A 23,309-nucleotide genomic window follows, 5' to 3' on the forward strand; every position below is an offset into this window, starting at 1 on the left:
ACTATAATAATGTATGAAGTTATTTTTGGATGAGGGGACCTTACATGTTAAAATTTATCTTCGCACTTTTTCTTATTGTAATTTTTACGGTTACAGGTTTCTTTACATTTTCATACTTTGCGACAGGAGAGTATGATGGGGCAGGTATCATATATACCACTGTTCCATTTCTTTCTTAAGCAAAATAAATAAAACGAGCTTAATTTTATTAAGCTCGTTTTCAGGCTGTGGAGAAAGTCTTCTCCACAGCCTGTTTTTGTGTCTGAACCTCTTTTTATGTGTCAACACTGATAAAAAAGAGGAAAAGGAGAGATTTTTTATGATGGGTGCTTTAAAAAATCATCGTGATGAGCGTGTATCTGTTTCTGTAGAAGAGTTGGTTCCACAAGATCATTTCCTTCGTGCAATTGAAGCGACAATTAGTTTTGATTTTATTGAAGAGAAGTTACGCCCTTATTACTGTGAAAACAATGGACGCCCGTCCATTCATCCTATTGTTTTATTTAAGATGATGTTTATTGGATATTTTTACGGTATTCGTTCTGAGCGTCAATTGGAAAAGGAAATTAAAACGAATATTGCCTACCGTTGGTTTTTAGGGTTTTCTCTATCGGATACTATTCCGGATCACTCTACAATCAGTTGGAATCGTCGTACTCGTTTTATTCATACAAATATTTTCGAAGAAATTTTTGATGAGATTGTGAGACAAGCGACGGAGCACCGGATGGTAGGAGGACGTGCACTGATGACAGATTCTACACATATTAAGGCCAATGCCAATAAAAATAAATTTGTACATAAATATAAAAAAGAAAAAGCAAAGTTTTATATAGACGAGCTAGAAGCTGCGGTAATCGAAGATCGTGAGGTACATGGAAAAAAGAATTAAAACCTAGAAAGGAAAGTGATACCCCTACCAAAAAAACTCGTATAAGTACAACGGATCCAGATAGTGGATTTTTAATGAGAGATGGAAAACCAAATGGTTTTCATTTCTTGGATCATCGTACGACTGATGCGAAGTACAATATTATTACAGATACCTATGTAACGGCTGGAAATATGGCAGATTCCGAGCCGTATTTAGCACGCCTCCAAGCTCAGATTGATAAATTCGACTTCAAAGTAGAAGCTGTTGCCCTTGATGCTGGCTATTTTACAGGATATATCTGTAAGAAACTATCAGAACGGAATATATTTATGGTGATGGGGTATCGCCGATTTGGAAAACGGAATAAAGAAGTACCGAAAAGCCAATTTAAATATGTAGAAGAAATGAATGTTTTCGCTTGTCCGATGGGATGTATTCTAGAATATGTAACAACTGATCGTGAAGGATACCGTCAATACAAATCGAATCCAGAAGACTGCGCTGTTTGTCCGTTACGTGAGGTGTGCTTTTCAAAGAAACAAAAACAAAAAGTTATCACTCATCATGTGTGGGAGAAATATAAGGATATTGCTAGAAAAAACAAGCTAACAGCTACAGGGAAAAGGTTGTATAAAGTACGCTGTTCCACTATAGAGCGAAGCTTTGCAGACGCCAAAGAACTACATGGCTACCGCTATGCCCGGTTTCGAGGGCTGAAGTCTGTCCAAATGCAAGCTTATCTCACCGCAGCTTGTCAAAACATGAAAAAAATAGCCCTCCACCTGACCAAAAAGGGTCAGGTGGAGGGCTATTTTTTAAAATTCTATTATTTTATGTTGTTTTTATTCGCTAAAATCAAAAAAGATTCCAGAGTGTTGGGAACCCTAAAGGGTTTCCCAACACTCTGAAAACGAGCTTAATTTTATTAAGCTCGTTTTATTTATTAATATCCATTTTGTTGGTAAATCGATAATATATCTCCCAATATAGCAACCTCTTTAAAACTGTTTAACTGCATTACCGATACCCCAAATTTCATTACTGTACTGCAAAATCGTTCGATCGCTCGCAAAATGACCAGACTGTGCAATATTTAAAATAGACATTTCTAGCCACTTCGTTCGGTTCTCATAAGCTCTACCAACAGCTTCTTGTCTTTCAGCATACGGACCAAAATCTCGCAGAACGAAATATTCATCGTTTTGAATAACGAGAGAATCGTAAATTGCTTCAAATTCAGCTCCCGATTGTGCAAAGAAACCATTTGTTAATTGATCAACTATTTTTTTAATGTGCCTATTGTGGTGATAATAATCACTTGCACGATACCCACCATTTTGATAGTAATGAAGAACCTCTTCGGCCGTTAAACCGAAAATAAAACAGTTATCCTCACCGACCCGGTCTTTTATTTCAACGTTAGCACCGTCTAGCGTTCCGAGTGTAATCGCACCATTCATCATAAATTTCATATTACCTGTTCCCGATGCTTCTTTACTCGCCGTTGAAATTTGTTCACTTACATCCGCTGCTGGGAATATATCTTCAGCTAAAGAAACTCGATAGTTTTCTAGAAAGATAACTTTCATATATTGACTGACATACGGGTCATTATTTACTTTTCTTGCGAGTTCATTTATTAATTTAATAATTTTTTTCGCGTAATAATAGCCAGGTGATGCTTTCGCTCCAAAAATAAAAGTACGCGGATAAAATGTAAAACTAGCATCCTCTTTCAAACGGTTATACAAATATAAAATATGAAGAACATTTAATAATTGTCGTTTATAAGCATGTAATCTTTTCACTTGCACATCAAAAATAGAATTTGGATCAATGGTAATCCCCATTGTATTATGAATACGCTCCGCTAAAATCTCTTTACGCTCTTGTTTTACCTCTGCAAATTTCTCTTGGAAACTCGCATCATATTGAACTAATTGTAGCTCTTGAAGCTTAATCGGTTCTTTCTTCCACTCCGTTCCAATCGCCTCTGAAATGAGATTTGTTAACTGTGGATTTGCTTTCATAAGCCAGCGCCTATGAGCAATTCCATTCGTCTTATTATTAAACTTATCTGGATAAAATTCATAAAACAATCGCATTTCCCGCTGCTTTAATATTTCCGTATGAATTTTTGCTACACCGTTTACGCTATGGCTACCGACAATCGCTAAATGAGCCATTTTCACAAGGTCATGTGCAATAATCGCCATTGCTTCAATACGATCCCACTCATACGGATACTGTTCCCACAGTTCATGACAGAAACGTTCATTAATCTCTTCAATAATCATATAAATTCTCGGTAATAACGGTTTAAAAATGTGAATTGGCCACTTTTCGAGCGCTTCTGATAACGTCGTATGATTCGTATAAGAAATCGTCTGCGTCGTTATGTGCCAAGCTTCTTCCCATGCTAACTTTTCTTCGTCTAGTAAAATACGCATCAGTTCCGGAATTGCTAAAACCGGATGTGTATCGTTAATGTGGATCGCAATTTTTTCATGTAGTTGACGAAGGTCACCATATCTTTCTCTATGCATTCGAACGATATTTTGCAAACTTGCTGATACGAGGAAATACTGTTGTTTTAAACGAAGTATTTTTCCCTCATCATGCGTATCATCTGGATATAAAAACTCCGATACAGCCTCTGTTTCACGCTTATATTTCAAAATATCTTTGCAGTTTTGCGGGAAAGGAACTGGTTCAGCATTCCAAAGTCTAAGTGTATTTACAGTACTCGTCTCATAGCCAACTACCGGCACATCATATGGCACGGCCATAATGACTTCTGCATTTGTATGCCTAAACTCTAAACGCCCGTCAATTTCTAGCGGTTCAACACTGCCGAAATAACTTACTTCTACAGCTTGATCATACCTTCTTACTTCCCATACGTTTTCATGAAGAAGCCACTGTTCTGGAAATTCAACTTGATAACCATCAACAATTTTCTGATCAAACAAACCATGTTTATAACGAATTCCACAGCCGTGTCCTGGTAAGTTTAAAGATGCGAGTGAATCGAGAAAACAGGCTGCTAAGCGTCCAAGCCCACCATTACCAAGGCCTGCATCTGCTTCCACTTCTTCTAACTCTTGTAACGAAATCCCTAGTTCAGATAACCCCTGCTCGCATACATCTCGAATACCTAAATTCAAGATGTTACTTCCAAGCAAACGTCCAAGCAAAAACTCAATAGACAAGTAATACATTTGCTTTTGCTCTCCGGATCGATAACTCTCGTTCGTTGCAATCCATTGACTATTCATATACTCACGTACCATATGGCCGAGTGTATTATATTGATCACGAGTTGTAGAATCTTTAAAACTTTTACCATACATCGTCTCTAACTTTTCTAGAAAAGTTGATTTAAAACTTTCAACATGAGTAAACATTTTTTCACCACCTACATGTTATTCCATGAGACTTTTATACAATTCCTTATAAGCAAGAGCCGATTGCTCCCAGCTATAATCTTCAGTCATCGCTTGTTTTACAAGCTGCTCCCACACTGGTTTATCATGATAGAATTCAATTGCACGATGAATCGTATGCAGCATGTCATGTGCATTAAAATTCGTGAAACTGAAACCATTTCCTTCTCCAGTTTCTTCATCATAAGAATGTACCGTGTCGTTTAACCCACCTGTTTCTCTTACAATTGGAATCGTACCGTATGCTAATGCGATAAGTTGTCCAAGTCCACACGGTTCAAACAGCGATGGCATTAAAAACAAATCGCTTCCCGCATACACTTGGTGAGCTAATTCTTCATTAAATCCGATATAAACTTTTACCTTCTCCGGATACTCATATGCCATCCACTCAAAGAATTGCTCATATTCCGAATCACCTGAACCTAAAATAATACATTGTACATCTTCTTCCATTATTTCGCGGAATACAGTACGTACTAAATCAAGACCTTTTTGCTTCGTTAATCTCGTTACCATTGAAATAATGGGTGTATCCTCTTTTTCTGGCAAACCAAAATAACGCTGCAAGGCGCGTTTATTTTCACTCTTTTCATATAATGAATCTGCATCATACTGGGCCTTAATATACGAATCCGTTTCTGGATTATATACGCTCGTATCAATACCATTTACAATGCCGCTAAGCTTATCATTATATTTTCGCAGTAATCCATCTAACTTCTCACCGAAAAATTCATATTGAATTTCTTCCTTATACGTCGGGCTCACCGCTGTAATTTGATCCGAAGCAATAATACCGCCTTTCATAAAGTTTACGTTTCCATAAAACTCTAGCTGCTCACTATGAAAATATTCATCACCAAGCTCTAACAAGTCGTACATCACTTCAGGAGGAAATACTCCTTGGAACTGCAAGTTATGAATTGTATATACCGTTTTAATACGCTCATATAACGGGTTATCTTGATACTTTTCACGAAGTAAGAAATTAACCATAGCCGTATGCCAATCGTGGCTATGAAGAACATCCACTTCAAAATCAAGGTGCGGAATACACTCTAACACCACTTTTGAGAAATAAGAAAAACGCTCTCCGTCATCGTAATGACCATACAGAGAATCTCTCTTAAAATAATATTCATTATCTATTAAGTAATACGTAATTCCGTCTTGCTCACCTTTTAAAATTCCACAATATTGATTTCTCCACCCAAGAGGGACGTTAATTACTTTATGTAACGTACATCCATCTCTTAACTTTTGCGGAATGAGACTATAATTCGGAAGTATAATACGAACGTCCACTCCTAATTTTTTTAGCTCTTTTGGGAGCGCACCCGCTACATCAGCTAATCCTCCCGATTTCACAAACGGTACACATTCTGATACTGCAAATAAAATATTCACTTGTTGTCCCACTGCGCGAAAAGTTTTTATTACTCCTCTTGCAGCTTCCTCCCTTCGAGTTTTCATTTAAATTAAAACTTTAATCAGTGGAGGAAAAAGCCCCCACTGATTCTTTAGGAATAACTATTAATCGTACTGTTTTGTACGCTTCCTTTTTCTACAACATACGGCTCATCGGCGCTTCCTTTTAATACGACACCGTCGCCAATTTTCACGTCTTTATCAATAATAACACCGTCTATTATACAGTTATCTCCAATTTGGCTCTTTTGCATAATAATACTGTTACGAATAATTGAACCTTTTCCAATTTTAACCGAACGGGAAACAACACTGTTTTCGACTTCCCCTTCAATAATACTGCCATTTGCAATCATTGTATTTTTCACGACTGCACCCTTTAAATAACGAGTTGGTGGCTCATCTTTTACTTTCGTAAAGATCGGTGCTTCTTTCTTAAATAATTGCTTCCAAATAGCAGGTTGCAAAATTTCTAAGCTATGTTTATAGTAACTTTCAATCGAGTCAATAATTGCTACATATCCAGTATGTTCATATGTAGCAATGTGTAATGATTTCCCGCGCTTTTCTCTCACTACATCAAATAAACTGTATTGTTCCACACCTTTATATGACTCAAATAAGTCTAACAATAATTGTTTCTTTAACACGTATGTTTGAAGCGAAACCCCTTCATGGCAAACTTCTGTAATATCAGCTGCCGTATGTATATGTCGCTCTAACACCGCTTGAAAATTTAATGCTGTTACGAGATGGCTATTCGTAATAACAACGTACTCTTCTCTGCTTCTTAGAAAATAATCAATATGTCTTCTAAAGTGTGCAAAAGACCCAAATTCATCTTGGTCACATTGGCAGTTTGGCGGGAATAAAAATAGTCCGTCTCGTTTTCTATCTAAATCCCACTGTTTTCCTGAACCAACATGGTCCATTAACGAACGATTTTTATGGCTTGTAAAAACTGCCACACTATGAATACTAGAATTCACCATATTTGAAAGCATGAAATCAATGAGTCGATAACGGCCCCCAAACGGTAACGCCGCTAGTGAACGATGCCCTGTTACTTTCTTTAAGGAAGGAAAACTTCCCGTTGCATTAATAATTCCTAACATTTTTTCTCCCATTCATTTCATCCCCCTTTTCTATTTCCCTTCAGCAATTAATACTACATCGTCAACATTCTTTTCTGGACGAATGATTGTTCCATCTTCGATAACCATTTCTGATCCAACAATCGCTCTTTCAATCACAACATTTTTACCAATCTTAGCCCCTGGCATAACGACAGAATCAATCACCATACTTCCTTCTTCCACCGTCACTCCTTGGAATAACACAGAATGCTTCACGTCCCCTTCAATGACGCATCCTTCGTTAATAAGCGATTCTTCTACTTTCGCCTTTTCAGCAATATATTGAGGCGGTTCGTTTGGATTGACAGAGTAAATACGCCAATTACGATCGTTTAAATTCAGTGATGTTTCATCGCGAAGCAAATCCATATTCGCTTCCCATAAGCTCTTCACCGTTCCAACATCTTTCCAATATCCTTCAAACGGATACGCCATTAACTTCTTCCCTTCATCCAATAAAAGCGGAAGTACGTCTTTTCCGAAATCGTTACTAGATTCAGGGTTTCTTGCATCCATCTCTAAATACTCTTTCAAAATTGACCAATTAAAAATATAGATTCCCATTGATGCAAGATTACTTCTTGGAAATTGTGGTTTCTCTTCAAACTCAACAATCTCCATTTCTTCATTTGTATTCATAATGCCAAAGCGACTCGCTTCATCCCAAGGTACTTCAATAACAGAAATGGATACGTCCGATTCTTTCTCAATATGGTAATCTAGCATCTTACTGTAATCCATTTTATAAATATGGTCGCCTGATAAAATAAGAACATACTCTGGTTCATATTGACTTAAATAGTTTAAGTTTTGATAAATGGCACTTGCCGTACCTGTGTACCACTTCACACCTGAAGACTCCGCATAAGGAGGTAATACTGTGACTCCACCGCTTACTCGGTCTAAATCCCATGCATTGCCGATTCCGATATAATTATGAAGTTCTAGTGGTTGATATTGCGTTAAAATCCCAACCGTTTCAATACCAGAATTTGCGCAGTTACTTAGCGTAAAATCAATAATGCGATATTTACCACCAAATGGAACAGCTGGCTTGGCTAAATTTTTTGTTAATGCACTTAATCGACTACCTTTTCCCCCTGCTAGTAACATTGCTACGCACTTTTGTTTTTGAGCCATCTTGTTTTTTGCTCCCCTTTCTCGTCTTCACTGGTCGTAATATGGATACGCCAAATGGTGGAATTGTAATCTCTACATGTGCTGCTTGATTATGGTACAGTTCTAGAATCGTCTTAAGACGTTTCTTATTCACTTGCCCCGAACCGCCATATTGCTGTGCATCACTGTTTAAAATCTCGTTATAATACTCGAAATCTGGTACACCTACTTTATAGTTTTCATATGTAGCTTTCGTAAAATTACATACGATAACTAACGCATCCTCTTGTTTATCCCCTTGGCGGATAAACGAGAAAATACTTTGCTCGTTATTATTAGCATCAATCCACTGAAAACCTTCAGGCGAATGATCCAGCTGCCAAAGTGGTTTTGAGCGCTTATACAATGCTATGAGCTCTTTAAAGTAATCATGCATATAACGATGCATTTCAAAATCATGTAAATTCCAATCTAAATCTTCAAGGTCTTTCCACTCATCAAACTGTCCGAATTCCCCTCCCATGAAAAGTAATTTCTTTCCTGGGTGAGTAAAGAAATATCCATATAATAAACGAAGCTGAGCAAACTTATCCCAGTAATCACCTGGCATTTTATTTAATAACGACTTTTTCCCATGAACGACTTCATCATGAGAAAGCGGTAATATGAAGTTTTCAGAGTACGCATATAGCAAAGAAAACGTCATTTTCTCATGAATGTGTTTCCTATATTCAGGCGCACACTCCATATATTTCAGCACGTCATTCATCCAGCCCATGTTCCATTTGTAATTGAATCCAAGCCCACCTTCATACGTTGGAGTTGTTACAAGTGGCCAAGCTGTTGAATCTTCTGCCGTCATAAGAAAATCTTCATCCTCTGCAAACACTGCTTCATTCAACTCTCTTAAAAATGAAACAGCATGCTCATTACTTTGCTCTTGTCCTTCTTTATTCCAGTACAACATGTTCGCAACTGCATCTACTCTGAAACCATCAATATGGAAATATCTCATCCAAAATAACGCATTTGAAATTAAGAAATTACGTACCTCTCTCTTTCCTAAATCAAAATTGACAGTTCCCCATACTGGATTTTCTTGTACATCTTTATCTTTATATTCATAGGTCGGTGTGCCATCAAACAAATATAAACCGTGAGCATCTTTACAAAAATGCCCCGGCACCCAATCTAAAATGACACCGATTCCATATTTATGACATTCGTCGACAAAATACATTAAATCATGCGGTGTACCAAATCTACTCGTCGCTGCATAATATCCCGTTCCTTGATATCCCCAAGAACGATCATATGGATGCTCAACAAGCGGCATAATTTCAATATGTGTAAATTGATGTTCCACCACATATGGAATGAGTTCTTCTACCATTTCCCTGTAAGAATACAGTGTTCCATCTTCTTTCTTTTTCCAAGAACCAAAATGCAATTCATAAACTGTCATCGCTTCTTTATAAATCGATTTTTTCTTTTTCTTACGAGTCCAGTTTTTATCATTCCATTCATATCCCTTTATATCAAAAACTACAGATGCCGTATTCGGTCTTACTTCTGCATATACAGCATACGGATCTGCCTTTAAAATGACGTCACCAGCCAACGTTTCAATCGCATATTTATATATTTCTCCTTCTTCAATATGCGGTATAAACAAGGACCAAATGCCTTCTTCTGTCACTTGTAGCATTTTATGTTGCTCATAATCCCACTCATTAAAATCTCCAACAACACTCATTGCTTTCGCATGAGGAGCCCACACTGTAAATCGTACCCCTTGAATCTCATCTTCCGTCACAACATGTGCGCCAAAGATGTTATAACTTTCATAGTACTTTTCTGTATGAAACTCATCTCGTTTCACTTCTTCACAATTTATTACACTCAATATGCTCACCTCACTTAGATGACAGAATTTTTTATACTTTAACTATTTCTGCGAAAAACTGCAATATCCTTGTTAATTTATAAAAAATATTCGTTTTTTTCTTAAAAACGTTAGTTTTTCTTCACATTTCCGTGTAAAATATCGAATTTTGACGAATATTCATTGAAAACGCTTTATTATCCTTCTATATTTTTATCAATTATTTTTTCTCAACCTTTATTTTATTATGTTTATCCTATTTTTCATGCTATTTTCCACTCAAAATCAAAACAAAATAATCTGTCATAAAAAAATGTTTCTCAATATTTTTTGTCACAATTTTATTGAAATGCGAAATTCATAAGCATATACTTGTTCTCAATAAAGAACATTGTTCTTTCGTAACTACAATTCATAGCGGACTACTATGTTTACTTATTTATCCTTGTTGCGAACGGTTGCTATACAAATTTAACTAGGAGGCTTTCTTATGTCATTAAAACAAAAAGTAGGAATGGGAGTTATCACCGCTTCACTTGGCTTATCCCTTACATTCGGCGGTGTATTCGCCTATTTCAGTGATTCAGAAACATCAAGTAACTCATTTCAAGCTGGAACACTAGATCTTTCTATTAATCCAAGTGTAATCGTTAATGTGAAAGATTTAAAACCAGGTGATTTTATTGAAAGGAACTTCAAGCTTGAAAATAAAGGTACATTGGATATCGCAAAAGTAGCACTTGAAACATCATATGAAGTTACAGATGCAAAGCAAAATAATGACGGTGAAGATTTAGGTGATCACATTATCGTCAAGTTTCTAGTAAATGATGGACAGCCATCTAATCCAAACGATGATCATGAGATTGTGTGGGAAACAAAACTATCACAATTAAAAACTATGAAACCTGAAGATGTCGCTACGTCCCTAGAACGTCATAACTTAATAGATGGTATTAAATCTGGTGAAACAGATTACTTACACGTCCTCTTCTCATTTGAAGATAACGACCAAGATCAAAATAAATTTCAAGGTGATTCCCTGCAGCTAAACTGGACATTCCATACTGAGCAAACGGCTGGCGTGGAGAAATAATTTTTAAAAATATAAATTACCGGAGGCCTATAAATGAAAAAGAAAAATCGTTTTGTTACCGGAATTGTAACAGCTGGCGTTTTGTTTTCAACTGCTATTCCGTTCAATGTACTTGCTGAAAGTCCTATTAACCAAATTGAATCTTCAAATGCTCATTCTATATTATCTAAGCTTTCTAAAGAACAACGCCTGGCATTACAAACGGTAGATGCCAACCCTGGTTTTACAATTTCACCAGATATTAATACGAGTAGTTCTGAGCCTGTAAATATCATCGTAGAATTTCAAACTGCTCCAGTAAAGATTAATGAATTAAAACAAAAAGAAAAAGGATTACAGTCTGCTCCTGAAAATATAAAAGCACGTATTGATCAAGAACATGAAGAATTCGAAAAAGGACTAAAACGTCTTTATCAATTCAGCCCATCAGTAAAATCAGGAAACTTCCATTCTGTACAAATTAAACGTTCTTATAAGCATGCGATAAATGGTGTTGCGATGACATTACCAGCAAATACAGTAGAAGAATTGTTACGAATTGGCGTTGTAAAACGTATTTGGAAAGATTACGAAGTGAAATTAAATTTACCAAAACAAGCTGAGCAAAAAGCGCCTCAAAAACTAACAGATAGCATCCCGCAAATTGGAGTAGATAAGTTACATAGTGAGGGCATTACCGGAAAAGGAATTAAAGTTGGTGTATTAGATACAGGTATTGATTACAATCATCCTGACTTAAAAGACGTATATAAAGGCTATCGCGCGAAACCTGGTGAGGACTCTAGCAAAGTAGACCTAAACTCAGTAAAGGGTTGGGACTTTATTAATAATGATGCAGATCCAATGGAAACTACTTACTCAGAATGGCAACAATCTGGTGCTCCTGAATTTGATAACCGTGGTTCTTCCTTCTACACAGCCCACGGCACTCACGTAGCAGGTATCGTTTCTGCCCAAAAGAAGAACCAATCTGATTCAGCAGTAAAAGGTGTTGCACCTGACATTGAACTGTATAACTATCGTGTACTCGGTCCATACGGAAGTGGAGATAGTTCAGGTATTATCGCTGCAATTGATAAATCCATTTCTGACGGTATGAACGTTATTAACTTATCGTTAGGTGATGATAGCAACAATCCACTCGATCCAACATCTATCGCTGTTAATAATGCAATGCTTTCAGGCGTTGTTACAGTCGTTGCTGCTGGTAACTCTGGACCAAATCCATCAACACTCGGATCACCAGGTGCTTCACCATTTGCAATTACGGTTGGAGCAAGTGATAGCTCTATTTCCTTACCGAAACTATCAGGTCATGCTGGACAATTACAATTTCCTAACCTAATTCTATTCGGCAAAAACTTCACTGATAAAATAGAAGATTTCAAGGGACAAACTTTACCTATTGAATATGTAGGAATTGGTACGCCTGACGAGTTTAGTAAAAAAGATGTAAAAGGAAAAATCGCTCTCGTTGCACGCGGTACACTGTCATTTGATGAAAAAATTGCTAATGCAAAACAAGCAGGTGCAAAAGCCGTTATTATTTATAACAATGTGGATGGAGAAATTCCTTTCTACGTTGGCGAAAGTACAAAATACATTCCAGCATTCCGCCTAACGAAAGAAGAAGGTGAAAAACTAAAAGCTCAAATCGAACAAGGTAGCACCTCCTTAACTCTCGATGAAATTAATTACATTCAAACAGAAGGCGATCATCTTGCAGACTTTAGCTCACGCGGTCCTGTTACAGCAAATGATGATATTAAGCCTGATATTACAGCGCCTGGTGTCGCTATCCTTTCAACAGTTCCTGAATATATTAACGACCCGCAAGAGGGTGAAAACTACGCTGTTTCCTATGAGCGTATGCAAGGAACATCTATGGCTTCTCCTCATATCGCTGGCGTTGCTGCTCTAATTTTACAAGAACACCCAGACTACTCTCCGTTCGATGTAAAAGCGTCTCTTATGAACACAGCTAATGATTTAAAAGAAAAATATTCCGTATATGAAGTTGGAGCTGGGCGAGTAGATGCTTACAACGCCGTTCGTACAGAAACAAGCTTTAAAGTATTAGATACGACACAAACTGTTGTAAATGATGAAGTAATTGAAGTACCCGAAGAAACTGGATCTATTGCATTCGGTAAGTTTTATCAAAAAGACGGTGAAGCTCTTGAACAAAAACGAAATATAAAAGTAACTAATCATAATAAACAAGAGAAAAAAGAATTTAAAACAGAAATTTCTTATACACCAGCATCGTCTACTATTAACGATGCTGTCGCAAACGGTGTAAAAATCTCTGCTCCAGAAACAATTACTCTTGATGCTGGCAAAACAGGTGAAATTGAAGCAAAAATTAATGTTCCAGCCGGTGTGAAACAAGGCCGATATGAAGGGTACATTCATATTACGAACACAAAAAATAAAGAAGAAACATATCAAATCCCATTCTCTATTCGTGTATCAGAGCCTGGTATTGAAAATGCAATACTATCAAGAAAAGCAATTTCAACTGATACATCTAAATTCAATCCATACGGTGAATCGTATGTTCACGGAGCATTCCAATTAAACAGCGAACTTGAAACGTTAGATCTTATCGTAAAAGATTCCAAAACAAATAAAGCTCTTGGCTTCATTGGAACATTAAACACGAGTGGCCTAAAAACTGATGTGTATTACTACTTAGATTCATTCTTTAATGGAAAAGTGTATCCTTTTACAAATGATCCTGCAAAACCAATCGGTAATGAGAAAATCAACTTACCAGAAGGAGACTACACAATTGAGTTTGTCGGTTATGATAAGGCTGGGAAAGCACGTGTAAAAGGTGATTATGTTGTAATTGATAATACACCACCAGAAGTGAAATTAACTGGATTAAAACCTGGTATTTACGAGTTAAATGAAGAAAATTATACAGTAGAAGATGGCAAAAAAGCACTATGGATTAAAGGAAATGTATACGATTCAAACGTTGATTACTTAAAAGGAAAAGGATTAAACATTACGCAAGAAGCGAATGGCGTTATGTACTATGACTATTCTCCATACTTGCACAAGTTTTTACCGATTAATGCAAATGGCGACTTTAAAGTTGGCGTTACACCTGACTCCTTCAGAACGGAAGGTCCAATGAACACAGGCGTATATATTTTCGATTATGCAACTGCAGGTCCTGACTATCCAAACGGGGTAAATAACTACTGGTTTATCCCGCAAGGTGCTCAATATGCAAAAACTAGTTACGATAAAAAAGAATTATATAAAAATGACGAGTTCACAGTAACACTAAACGCGAAACACGTAAAACAATTTGTTGCTGGGCAATTTAATGTAAACTTCCTAGAGAAGAACTTCAAATTTGCAAATGCGAAATTTAATCCTGCTTTTGAAAAGCTACTTTCCCAAAAAGGGGTAACCGCAAAAGTAAATGAACCGAAACTAGAGGCAGGCTCTGTTACAGTTGGCGGAGCTATCGATGACAAAAATTTTGCTGGATTAGATGGTGATTTCCCGTTCATTGATGTAACGTTCAAAGTAGAAAATGATGAGTTTTATGAAGCAAACGCTCAATTAGAATCACCAATTTTTGTTTACTGGAAACAAGGTGAATCAGAACCAAATAGAATGCGTGTACTTCAAGATCAAACATTCTCAGTTATGTCCTTAAACTCATTAATAGAAGGAAATATTAAACCTGGTGCATTCTTAAATGAACGCGGATATTTAGATGAAAAGTTCGATTATACAAAGCTTGGCGTAAAAGTATATGCGACTGATTCTTACCGTCATAAGTTTGAAGGCTCACTAGATAAATACGGATACTTCAAACTAAATGGACTTCCAGTTAATAAACGCGACTATAACTTATATGTAGAGGTGCCAGGACATTTAACAAGCCGCCTAACAACGAAACTTGGTACTGAAAAAGACGGTAAGTTGCTTGGCCAATATTATTATGCAAGACCTGACGAAAACCTTGCCGGCGATGTAAATGGTGATAAAGTAATCGATATTAAAGATGCTGAAATCATTGCTAGCAACTATGGTAAAAAAGGACTAACTGTAAAAGACGGAGATCTTAATAAAGATGGTATTGTCGACGAAAAAGATATTCGCTTCGTTGAAAAGAACTTCTTGAAAAAAGGGCCAGATGCATCTAAATCACAAACACCTGTAGAAAAATCAAAAAGCGGTACACTGGCAGATATTTTAAAGAAATTAGGATTAACGCCTAAAAAATAATAAAGTGAAACTTTAATCAATTGAGGTTTTACTGCCCGGCAAATAGCGGAATAATAAAGAGCACTCTACGTAAAATAGAGTGCTCTTTCAGGCTGTGGAGAAAGTCTTCTCCACAGCCTGTTTTTGTGTCTGAACCTCTTTTTATGTGTCAACACTGATAAAAAAGAGGAAAAGGAGAGATTTTTTATGATGGGTGCTTTAAAAAATCATCGTGATGAGCGTGTATCTGTTTCTGTAGAAGAGTTGGTTCCACAAGATCATTTCCTTCGTGCAATTGAAGCGACAATTAGTTTTGATTTTATTGAAGAGAAGTTACGCCCTTATTACTGTGAAAACAATGGACGCCCGTCCATTCATCCTATTGTTTTATTTAAGATGATGTTTATTGGATATTTTTACGGTATTCGTTCTGAGCGTCAATTGGAAAAGGAAATTAAAACGAATATTGCCTACCGTTGGTTTTTAGGGTTTTCTCTATCGGATACTATTCCGGATCACTCTACAATCAGTTGGAATCGTCGTACTCGTTTTATTCATACAAATATTTTCGAAGAAATTTTTGATGAGATTGTGAGACAAGCGACGGAGCACCGGATGGTAGGAGGACGTGCACTGATGACAGATTCTACACATATTAAGGCCAATGCCAATAAAAATAAATTTGTACATAAATATAAAAAAGAAAAAGCAAAGTTTTATATAGACGAGCTAGAAGCTGCGGTAATCGAAGATCGTGAGGTACATGGAAAAAAGAATTAAAACCTAGAAAGGAAAGTGATACCCCTACCAAAAAAACTCGTATAAGTACAACGGATCCAGATAGTGGATTTTTAATGAGAGATGGAAAACCAAATGGTTTTCATTTCTTGGATCATCGTACGACTGATGCGAAGTACAATATTATTACAGATACCTATGTAACGGCTGGAAATATGGCAGATTCCGAGCCGTATTTAGCACGCCTCCAAGCTCAGATTGATAAATTCGACTTCAAAGTAGAAGCTGTTGCCCTTGATGCTGGCTATTTTACAGGATATATCTGTAAGAAACTATCAGAACGGAATATATTTATGGTGATGGGGTATCGCCGATTTGGAAAACGGAATAAAGAAGTACCGAAAAGCCAATTTAAATATGTAGAAGAAATGAATGTTTTCGCTTGTCCGATGGGATGTATTCTAGAATATGTAACAACTGATCGTGAAGGATACCGTCAATACAAATCGAATCCAGAAGACTGCGCTGTTTGTCCGTTACGTGAGGTGTGCTTTTCAAAGAAACAAAAACAAAAAGTTATCACTCATCATGTGTGGGAGAAATATAAGGATATTGCTAGAAAAAACAAGCTAACAGCTACAGGGAAAAGGTTGTATAAAGTACGCTGTTCCACTATAGAGCGAAGCTTTGCAGACGCCAAAGAACTACATGGCTACCGCTATGCCCGGTTTCGAGGGCTGAAGTCTGTCCAAATGCAAGCTTATCTCACCGCAGCTTGTCAAAACATGAAAAAAATAGCCCTCCACCTGACCAAAAAGGGTCAGGTGGAGGGCTATTTTTTAAAATTCTATTATTTTATGTTGTTTTTATTCGCTAAAATCAAAAAAGATTCCAGAGTGTTGGGAACCCTAAAGGGTTTCCCAACACTCTGAAAGAGCACTCTACGTAAAATAGAGTGCTCTTTTTCTATAAACGACCCTTATCCAGCAAAAGGGGTATATTGGGGATATACAAGGGAAACCGGAAAAGGAATTTATATTAAATTATATAAGTTCAGAGGTAAGAAGCAGTTTCCCACCTCTGAACTATTTAGCAATTATTATAGTACTGGTGCCATTGTTTCTTTTAATACTTTTACAGAATGAGCGAACTTCGCTTTTTCATCTTCATTTAGCTCAAGTTCTACGATTTCACGTACACCTTCGCGGTTAATTACAGCTGGAACACCTACGTAAGCATCTTTCTCGCCGTATTGACCTTCAAGGTATGCAGATACAGTTAATACGCTGTTCTCGTTGTTTAAGATTGCTTTAGTTACACGAAGTAGTGACATACCGATTCCGTAGTAAGTTGCACCTTTACGCTCGATGATATGGTAAGCTGCATCACGTACGTTTTCGAAGATTTTGTCTAAGTCTTCTTGTTTGTACTGTTCGTTGTTAGCTAAGATTGTTTCTAATTTTTGTACACCGATAGTAGCGTGGCTCCATACTGGAAGTTCAGTGTCACCGTGTTCACCAACGATGTAAGCATGAACGTTACGTGGATCTACATCTAAGTAGTCACCTAACATGTAACGGAAACGAGCAGAGTCTAAAGTAGTACCAGAACCGATTACGCGCTCTTTCGGTAAACCAGATTCTTTCCAAGTTACGTAAGTTAAAATATCAACTGGGTTAGTTGCGATTAAGAAGATTCCATCGAATCCGCTATCCATAATGCCTCGAACGATTTGTTTAAAGATCTTTGTATTTTTCTCAACTAAGTCTAAACGAGTTTCACCTGGCTTTTGTGGTAACCCAGCAGTGATAACAACTAAATCTGCATCTTTACAATCTGCATAGCTACCGCTCCAAACTTTTGTTGGTGATGGAGAGAATGGTACCGCATGGCTTAAGTCCATTGCTTCCCCTTCTGCTTTTGCTTCATTAACATCTACTAATACGAATTCTTCAGCTACACCTTGGTTGATCATTGAGTAAGCGTAACTACAACCTACAGCTCCTGTTCCTACTAATACTACACGATTGATACCTTTTTTCATGGTAATTTCCCCTCTCTATTGTTCACGTATATTTTTTTATGATTGTTTAAGTAATTAATTAAAATACTAATTTAATGTTGTTTAACTTCTTTACATTCATATTGTAGCACGTATTATTGTGAATTACTTCACAAATTATGACCTATTTGTGAACTTTTTCACATAGAGTGTAAAGTTATTGGAATAGGTGTGGAATCCATTTCAATGGAGGCGTTTTCTTTAGATTGTGAAAGGGATTTTCTTGTGGTTTTTGTCGGTAAGTGAAATTATACCAGCGATTTTTAGAATATATCGACCGTAACTCCAAATATATCAGCGATTATTAAAATTTATCGATCGTAACTCAAATTATATCAGCGATTTTTGCAATATATCGACTTACCGACAAAACTCGACAATACTGACAACATAAAAAAGCTGTCTTCAGTAGATCACAGCTATTGAGAGAAAGCAGCTTCTTCTATATATTATTTATTTTCCACAGTAGCTCCCAGATGCATTTTCATCGGTTTCTCCAAGTGTAGGAGGCTACAGCCATACAGCTGGGGTAAAAGTTCAAGTTGAAGTTAATTCCTTCATATTCATACAGGTCCAAATAATTAACATGATTGTATTTACGGCTCTCTATGTACCCAACTGCAACAGCGAATACTTCATATTTCTTCTATTGCATAAAAAAGCAGACTATCCAAAGTCCATTTTTATACAACAAAAAAGAGATAGCAGATTATGCTATCTCTTTTAGTATGACCCGTACGGGATTCGAACCCGTGTTACCGCCGTGAAAGGGCGGTGTCTTAACCACTTGACCAACGGGCCAGTTCTGGCAGAGAAGAAGGGATTCGAACCCTCGCACCGCGTTCGCGATCTACTCCCTTAGCAGGGGAGCCCCTTGAGCCACTTGGGTACTTCTCTATAAATATGGCTCCGCAGGTAGGACTCGAACCTACGACCGATCGGTTAACAGCCGATAGCTCTACCACTGAGCTACTGCGGAACAATTATGGTGGGCCTAAATGGACTCGAACCATCGACCTCACGCTTATCAGGCGTGCGCTCTAACCAGCTGAGCTATAGGCCCATAATTGAAAAGCGGGTGAAGAGAATCGAACTCTCGACCAGAGCTTGGAAGGCTCTTGTTTTACCACTAAACTACACCCGCATTAAATTGTAAATGGTGAGCCATGAAGGACTCGAACCTTCGACCCTCTGATTAAAAGTCAGATGCTCTACCAACTGAGCTAATGGCTCATTTTGAAAGTGGTGCCGACTAGAGGACTTGAACCCCCAACCTACTGATTACAAGTCAGTTGCTCTACCAATTGAGCTAAGTCGGCTTGCGTTTTCAAAATGGTGGCTCGGGACGGAATCGAACCGCCGACACGAGGATTTTCAGTCCTCTGCTCTACCGACTGAGCTACCGAGCCTTTATGTAAAAATGGCGGTCCCGACCGGGGTCGAACCGGCAATCTCCTGCGTGACAGGCAGGCATGTTAACCACTACACCACGGGACCATTTGGTTGCGGGGACAGGATTTGAACCTGCGACCTTCGGGTTATGAGCCCGACGAGCTACCGTGCTGCTCCACCCCGCGATGATAAAATATTTACTTTAGAAAAAATGGAGGAGGTAGAGGGATTCGAACCCCCGCGCGACTCTCGCCGCCTGTCGGTTTTCAAGACCGATCCCTTCAGCCGAACTTGGGTATACCTCCGAGATATATACGTCTAATGGTGGACCTTGTAGGACTCGAACCTACGACCGGACGGTTATGAGCCGTCTGCTCTAACCAGCTGAGCTAAAGGTCCTTTATGGTAGCGGCGGAGGGGATCGAACCCCCGACCTCACGGGTATGAACCGTACGCTCTAGCCAGCTGAGCTACACCGCCATAAATGATATTAATATAAGTGGAGCCTAGCGGGATCGAACCGCTGACCTCCTGCGTGCAAGGCAGGCGCTCTCCCAGCTGAGCTAAGGCCCCATGTTTTTTAGGAATATCGGGAAGACAGGATTTGAACCTGCGACCCCCTGGTCCCAAACCAGGTGCTCTACCAAGCTGAGCCACTTCCCGTTAATAAAAGCGCGCCCGAGAGGAGTCGAACCCCTAACCTCTTGATCCGTAGTCAAACGCTCTATCCAATTGAGCTACGGGCGCATATGGTGCCGAGGGCGGGGGTCGAACCCGCACGGTGGTCACCCACCGCAGGATTTTAAGTCCTGTGCGTCTGCCTGTTCCGCCACCCCGGCATGTCATATTGAAAATTGGAGCGGAAGACGGGATTCGAACCCGCGACCCCAACCTTGGCAAGGTTGTATTCTACCACTGAACTACTTCCGCAAGACATGTATGAGTTATTTAATTAAAAGTGCGGGTGAAGGGAGTCGAACCCCCACGCCAAAGGCGCCAAATCCTAAGTCTGGTGCGTCTGCCAATTCCGCCACACCCGCATATTAATTTATTTAAGAAAAATGGGGCGACTGATGGGAATCGAACCCACGAATGCCGGAGCCACAATCCGGTGCGTTAACCACTTCGCCACAACCGCCATGATTTCTGGTGCCGACTAGAGGACTTGAACCCCCAACCTACTGATTACAAGTCAGTTGCTCTACCAATTGAGCTAAGTCGGCTAAATGGTGGAGGATGACGGGATCGAACCGCCGACCCCCTGCTTGTAAGGCAGGTGCTCTCCCAGCTGAGCTAATCCTCCATTTGCCTGGCAACGTCCTACTCTCACAGGGACAAGGTCCCAACTACCATCGGCGCTAGAGAGCTTAACTTCCGTGTTCGGTATGGGAACGGGTGTGACCTCTCTGCCATCATTACCAGACTGTATTCATTTAAGACAAGAATATAAAAAACTCATTTACTTTCGAAAGTCAACAAGTTTTTTATATTCTTTCAAAACTAGATAACATTGCTACATATTATATGGTTAAGTCCTCGATCTATTAGTATTCGTCAGCTCCACATGTCACCATGCTTCCACCTCGAACCTATCAACCTGATCATCTTTCAGGGATCTTACTAGCTTACGCTATGGGAAATCTCATCTTGAGGGGGGCTTCATGCTTAGATGCTTTCAGCACTTATCCCTTCCGCACATAGCTACCCAGCTATGCCCTTGGCAGAACAACTGGTACACCAGCGGTGCGTCCATCCCGGTCCTCTCGTACTAAGGACAGCTCCTCTCAAATTTCCTACGCCCACGACGGATAGGGACCGAACTGTCTCACGACGTTCTGAACCCAGCTCGCGTACCGCTTTAATGGGCGAACAGCCCAACCCTTGGGACCGACTACAGCCCCAGGATGCGATGAGCCGACATCGAGGTGCCAAACCTCCCCGTCGATGTGGACTCTTGGGGGAGATAAGCCTGTTATCCCCGGGGTAGCTTTTATCCGTTGAGCGATGGCCCTTCCATGCGGAACCACCGGATCACTAAGCCCGACTTTCGTCCCTGCTCGACTTGTAGGTCTCGCAGTCAAGCTCCCTTATGCCTTTGCACTCTACGAATGATTTCCAACCATTCTGAGGGAACCTTTGGGCGCCTCCGTTACACTTTAGGAGGCGACCGCCCCAGTCAAACTGCCCACCTGACACTGTCTCCCGGGTCGATAAGACCCGTAGGTTAGAATTTCAATACAGTCAGGGCGGTATCCCACCAGCGCCTCCACCGAAGCTAGCGCTCCGGTTTCAATGGCTCCCGCCTATCCTGTACAAACTGTACCAAAATTCAATATCAGGCTACAGTAAAGCTCCACGGGGTCTTTCCGTCCTGTCGCGGGTAACCTGCATCTTCACAGGTACTATAATTTCACCGAGTCTCTGGTTGAGACAGTGCCCAAATCGTTACACCTTTCGTGCGGGTCGGAACTTACCCGACAAGGAATTTCGCTACCTTAGGACCGTTATAGTTACGGCCGCCGTTTACTGGGGCTTCAGTTCAGAGCTTCGCTTACGCTAACCCCTCTCCTTAACCTTCCAGCACCGGGCAGGTGTCACCCCCTATACTTCGCCTTACGGCTTCGCAGAGAGCTGTGTTTTTGCTAAACAGTCGCTTGGGCCTATTCACTGCGGCTTTCCGTTAAGAAAGCACCCCTTCTCCCGAAGTTACGGGGTCATTTTGCCGAGTTCCTTAACCAGAGTTCTCTCGCACACCTTAGGATTCTCTCCTCGCCTACCTGTGTCGGTTTGCGGTACAGGCACCTTTTATCTCGCTAGAAGCTTTTCTTGGCAGCGGGGAATCAAAGACTTCGCTCCATAAGGAGCTTCCCCATCACAGCTCAGCCTTTACGATAAGCGGATTTGCCTACTTATCAGCCTAACTGCTTGGACGTGCACAACCAATCGCACGCTTCTTCTATCCTTCTGCGTCCCTCCATTGCTCAAACGATAAAGAGGTGGTACAGGAATATCAACCTGTTGTCCATCGCCTACGCCTGTCGGCCTCGGCTTAGGTCCTGACTAACCCTGAGCGGACGAGCCTTCCTCAGGAAACCTTAGGCATTCGGTGGACGGGATTCTCACCCGTCTTTCGCTACTCATACCGGCATTCTCACTTCTAAGCACTCCACCAGTCCTTCCGGTCTGACTTCACTGTCCTTAGAACGCTCCCCTACCACTGATACCATTGGTATCAATCCGCAGCTTCGGTGGTGTATTTAGCCCCGGTACATTTTCGGCGCAGAGTCACTCGACTAGTGAGCTATTACGCACTCTTTAAATGGTGGCTGCTTCTAAGCCAACATCCTAGTTGTCTAAGCAACTCCACATCCTTTTCCACTTAATACACACTTTGGGACCTTAGCTGGCGGTCTGGGCTGTTTCCCTTTTGACTACGGATCTTATCACTCGCAGTCTGACTCCTAAGGATAAGTCATTGGCATTCGGAGTTTGACTGAATTCGGTAATCCGATGAGGACCCCTAGTCCAATCAGTGCTCTACCTCCAAGACTCTTACACTTAAGGCTAGCCCTAAAGCTATTTCGGGGAGAACCAGCTATCTCCAGGTTCGATTGGAATTTCTCCGCTACCCACACCTCATCCCCGCACTTTTCAACGTGCGTGGGTTCGGGCCTCCATTCAGTGTTACCTGAACTTCACCCTGGACATGGGTAGATCACCTGGTTTCGGGTCTACGACCACGTACTAAACGCCCTATTCAGACTCGCTTTCGCTGCGGCTCCGCCTCTTCAGCTTAACCTCGCACGGGATCGTAACTCGCCGGTTCATTCTACAAAAGGCACGCCATCACCCGTTAACGGGCTCTGACTATTTGTAGGCACACGGTTTCAGGAT

9 protein-coding genes, 22 tRNA genes, 2 rRNA genes and 2 pseudogenes (1 of these 35 cut by a window edge) are annotated in these 23,309 nt (G+C 39.8%); 5 read left to right on the forward strand and 30 right to left on the reverse strand.

Annotated features, from left to right (window positions below; genetic code table 11):
- Positions 1-44 precede the first annotated feature (44 nt).
- Together AC3WVZ_RS23270 and AC3WVZ_RS23275 are read left to right on the forward strand one after the other, a co-directional pair.
- Positions 45-179, forward strand: a complete 135-nt coding sequence (locus tag AC3WVZ_RS23270; protein ID WP_000911075.1) for a hypothetical protein — start codon at positions 45-47, stop codon at positions 177-179.
- A 140-nt stretch (positions 180-319) separates the two neighbouring features.
- Positions 320-1,689, forward strand: a pseudogene (locus AC3WVZ_RS23275) (IS1182-like element ISBth7 family transposase); the annotation flags it as partial.
- A 183-nt stretch (positions 1,690-1,872) separates the two neighbouring features.
- Here AC3WVZ_RS23275 and glgP read toward each other — a convergent pair.
- The 5 genes from glgP to glgB form a co-directional block, all read right to left on the reverse strand.
- Positions 1,873-4,281 (reverse strand): glycogen phosphorylase, encoded by a 2,409-nt coding sequence (gene glgP, locus AC3WVZ_RS23280; protein WP_065212165.1) that lies wholly within the window; start codon positions 4,279-4,281, stop codon positions 1,873-1,875.
- An 18-nt stretch (positions 4,282-4,299) separates the two neighbouring features.
- A complete protein-coding gene (glgA, locus tag AC3WVZ_RS23285; RefSeq protein WP_233936596.1) occupies positions 4,300-5,730 on the reverse strand; it encodes a glycogen synthase GlgA in 1,431 nt (476 codons plus the stop codon).
- Between the two features lie 113 nt (positions 5,731-5,843).
- Positions 5,844-6,878 (reverse strand): glucose-1-phosphate adenylyltransferase subunit GlgD, encoded by a 1,035-nt coding sequence (gene glgD, locus AC3WVZ_RS23290; protein ID WP_000504168.1) that lies wholly within the window; start codon positions 6,876-6,878, stop codon positions 5,844-5,846.
- A gap of 18 nt (positions 6,879-6,896) precedes the next feature.
- Positions 6,897-8,027: a glucose-1-phosphate adenylyltransferase gene (gene glgC / locus AC3WVZ_RS23295; protein WP_000057619.1), complete on the reverse strand. Its 1,131-nt coding sequence runs from the start codon at positions 8,025-8,027 to the stop codon at positions 6,897-6,899.
- Complete coding sequence (gene glgB, locus AC3WVZ_RS23300; RefSeq protein ID WP_233935467.1) at positions 7,975-9,912, reverse strand: 1,4-alpha-glucan branching protein GlgB; 1,938 nt, start codon at positions 9,910-9,912, stop codon at positions 7,975-7,977. The genes glgC and glgB overlap by 53 nt, the downstream gene beginning before the upstream one ends.
- 469 nt (positions 9,913-10,381) lie before the next feature.
- Between glgB and AC3WVZ_RS23305 the strand changes: the two genes are divergently transcribed.
- From AC3WVZ_RS23305 to AC3WVZ_RS23315, 3 genes and pseudogenes are all read left to right on the forward strand, one after another.
- Positions 10,382-10,987, forward strand: coding sequence for a CalY family protein (locus AC3WVZ_RS23305; protein ID WP_063220423.1), 606 nt, complete (start codon positions 10,382-10,384; stop codon positions 10,985-10,987).
- A gap of 33 nt (positions 10,988-11,020) precedes the next feature.
- Positions 11,021-15,244: a S8 family serine peptidase gene (locus AC3WVZ_RS23310; protein WP_233935468.1), complete on the forward strand. Its 4,224-nt coding sequence runs from the start codon at positions 11,021-11,023 to the stop codon at positions 15,242-15,244.
- 186 nt (positions 15,245-15,430) lie between these two features.
- Positions 15,431-16,800 (forward strand): annotated as a pseudogene (locus AC3WVZ_RS23315) (IS1182-like element ISBth7 family transposase); the annotation flags it as partial.
- A 260-nt stretch (positions 16,801-17,060) separates the two neighbouring features.
- Here the strand turns inward: AC3WVZ_RS23315 and AC3WVZ_RS23320 are convergent.
- The 25 genes from AC3WVZ_RS23320 to AC3WVZ_RS23440 form a co-directional block, all read right to left on the reverse strand.
- Complete coding sequence (locus tag AC3WVZ_RS23320; protein WP_000715338.1) at positions 17,061-18,005, reverse strand: L-lactate dehydrogenase; 945 nt, start codon at positions 18,003-18,005, stop codon at positions 17,061-17,063.
- A gap of 747 nt (positions 18,006-18,752) precedes the next feature.
- A tRNA-Glu gene (locus tag AC3WVZ_RS23325) sits at positions 18,753-18,824 on the reverse strand.
- A 5-nt stretch (positions 18,825-18,829) separates the two neighbouring features.
- Positions 18,830-18,920, reverse strand: a tRNA-Ser gene (locus AC3WVZ_RS23330).
- A gap of 7 nt (positions 18,921-18,927) precedes the next feature.
- A tRNA-Asn gene (locus AC3WVZ_RS23335) sits at positions 18,928-19,002 on the reverse strand.
- A 7-nt stretch (positions 19,003-19,009) separates the two neighbouring features.
- Positions 19,010-19,086, reverse strand: a tRNA-Ile gene (locus AC3WVZ_RS23340).
- Between the two features lie 10 nt (positions 19,087-19,096).
- Positions 19,097-19,167, reverse strand: a tRNA-Gly gene (locus tag AC3WVZ_RS23345).
- Positions 19,168-19,180: 13 nt separating this feature from the next.
- Positions 19,181-19,256 (reverse strand) — tRNA-Lys (locus AC3WVZ_RS23350).
- Between the two features lie 10 nt (positions 19,257-19,266).
- Positions 19,267-19,342 (reverse strand) — tRNA-Thr (locus AC3WVZ_RS23355).
- Positions 19,343-19,356: 14 nt separating this feature from the next.
- Positions 19,357-19,432 (reverse strand) — tRNA-Phe (locus AC3WVZ_RS23360).
- A gap of 12 nt (positions 19,433-19,444) precedes the next feature.
- Positions 19,445-19,520 (reverse strand) — tRNA-Asp (locus AC3WVZ_RS23365).
- Between the two features lie 3 nt (positions 19,521-19,523).
- A tRNA-Met gene (locus AC3WVZ_RS23370) sits at positions 19,524-19,600 on the reverse strand.
- Between the two features lie 27 nt (positions 19,601-19,627).
- Positions 19,628-19,720: transfer RNA gene (locus AC3WVZ_RS23375), tRNA-Ser, on the reverse strand.
- Between the two features lie 17 nt (positions 19,721-19,737).
- Positions 19,738-19,814 (reverse strand) — tRNA-Ile (locus AC3WVZ_RS23380).
- Positions 19,815-19,818: 4 nt separating this feature from the next.
- Positions 19,819-19,895, reverse strand: a tRNA-Met gene (locus tag AC3WVZ_RS23385).
- A gap of 20 nt (positions 19,896-19,915) precedes the next feature.
- Positions 19,916-19,988, reverse strand: a tRNA-Ala gene (locus tag AC3WVZ_RS23390).
- A 16-nt stretch (positions 19,989-20,004) separates the two neighbouring features.
- Positions 20,005-20,078: transfer RNA gene (locus AC3WVZ_RS23395), tRNA-Pro, on the reverse strand.
- A gap of 10 nt (positions 20,079-20,088) precedes the next feature.
- Positions 20,089-20,162 (reverse strand) — tRNA-Arg (locus AC3WVZ_RS23400).
- Positions 20,163-20,165: 3 nt separating this feature from the next.
- Positions 20,166-20,254, reverse strand: a tRNA-Leu gene (locus AC3WVZ_RS23405).
- A 16-nt stretch (positions 20,255-20,270) separates the two neighbouring features.
- Positions 20,271-20,345 (reverse strand) — tRNA-Gly (locus tag AC3WVZ_RS23410).
- Between the two features lie 29 nt (positions 20,346-20,374).
- Positions 20,375-20,455: transfer RNA gene (locus tag AC3WVZ_RS23415), tRNA-Leu, on the reverse strand.
- A 22-nt stretch (positions 20,456-20,477) separates the two neighbouring features.
- A tRNA-His gene (locus AC3WVZ_RS23420) sits at positions 20,478-20,553 on the reverse strand.
- A 9-nt stretch (positions 20,554-20,562) separates the two neighbouring features.
- A tRNA-Thr gene (locus AC3WVZ_RS23425) sits at positions 20,563-20,638 on the reverse strand.
- Positions 20,639-20,642: 4 nt separating this feature from the next.
- A tRNA-Val gene (locus AC3WVZ_RS23430) sits at positions 20,643-20,718 on the reverse strand.
- A gap of 4 nt (positions 20,719-20,722) precedes the next feature.
- Positions 20,723-20,838 (reverse strand): 5S ribosomal RNA (gene rrf / locus AC3WVZ_RS23435).
- Between the two features lie 101 nt (positions 20,839-20,939).
- A 23S ribosomal RNA gene (locus tag AC3WVZ_RS23440) occupies positions 20,940-23,309 on the reverse strand; it runs 552 nt beyond the window's last position.

The sequence above is a fragment of the Bacillus sp. CPT56D-587-MTF genome, from assembly GCF_058792335.1.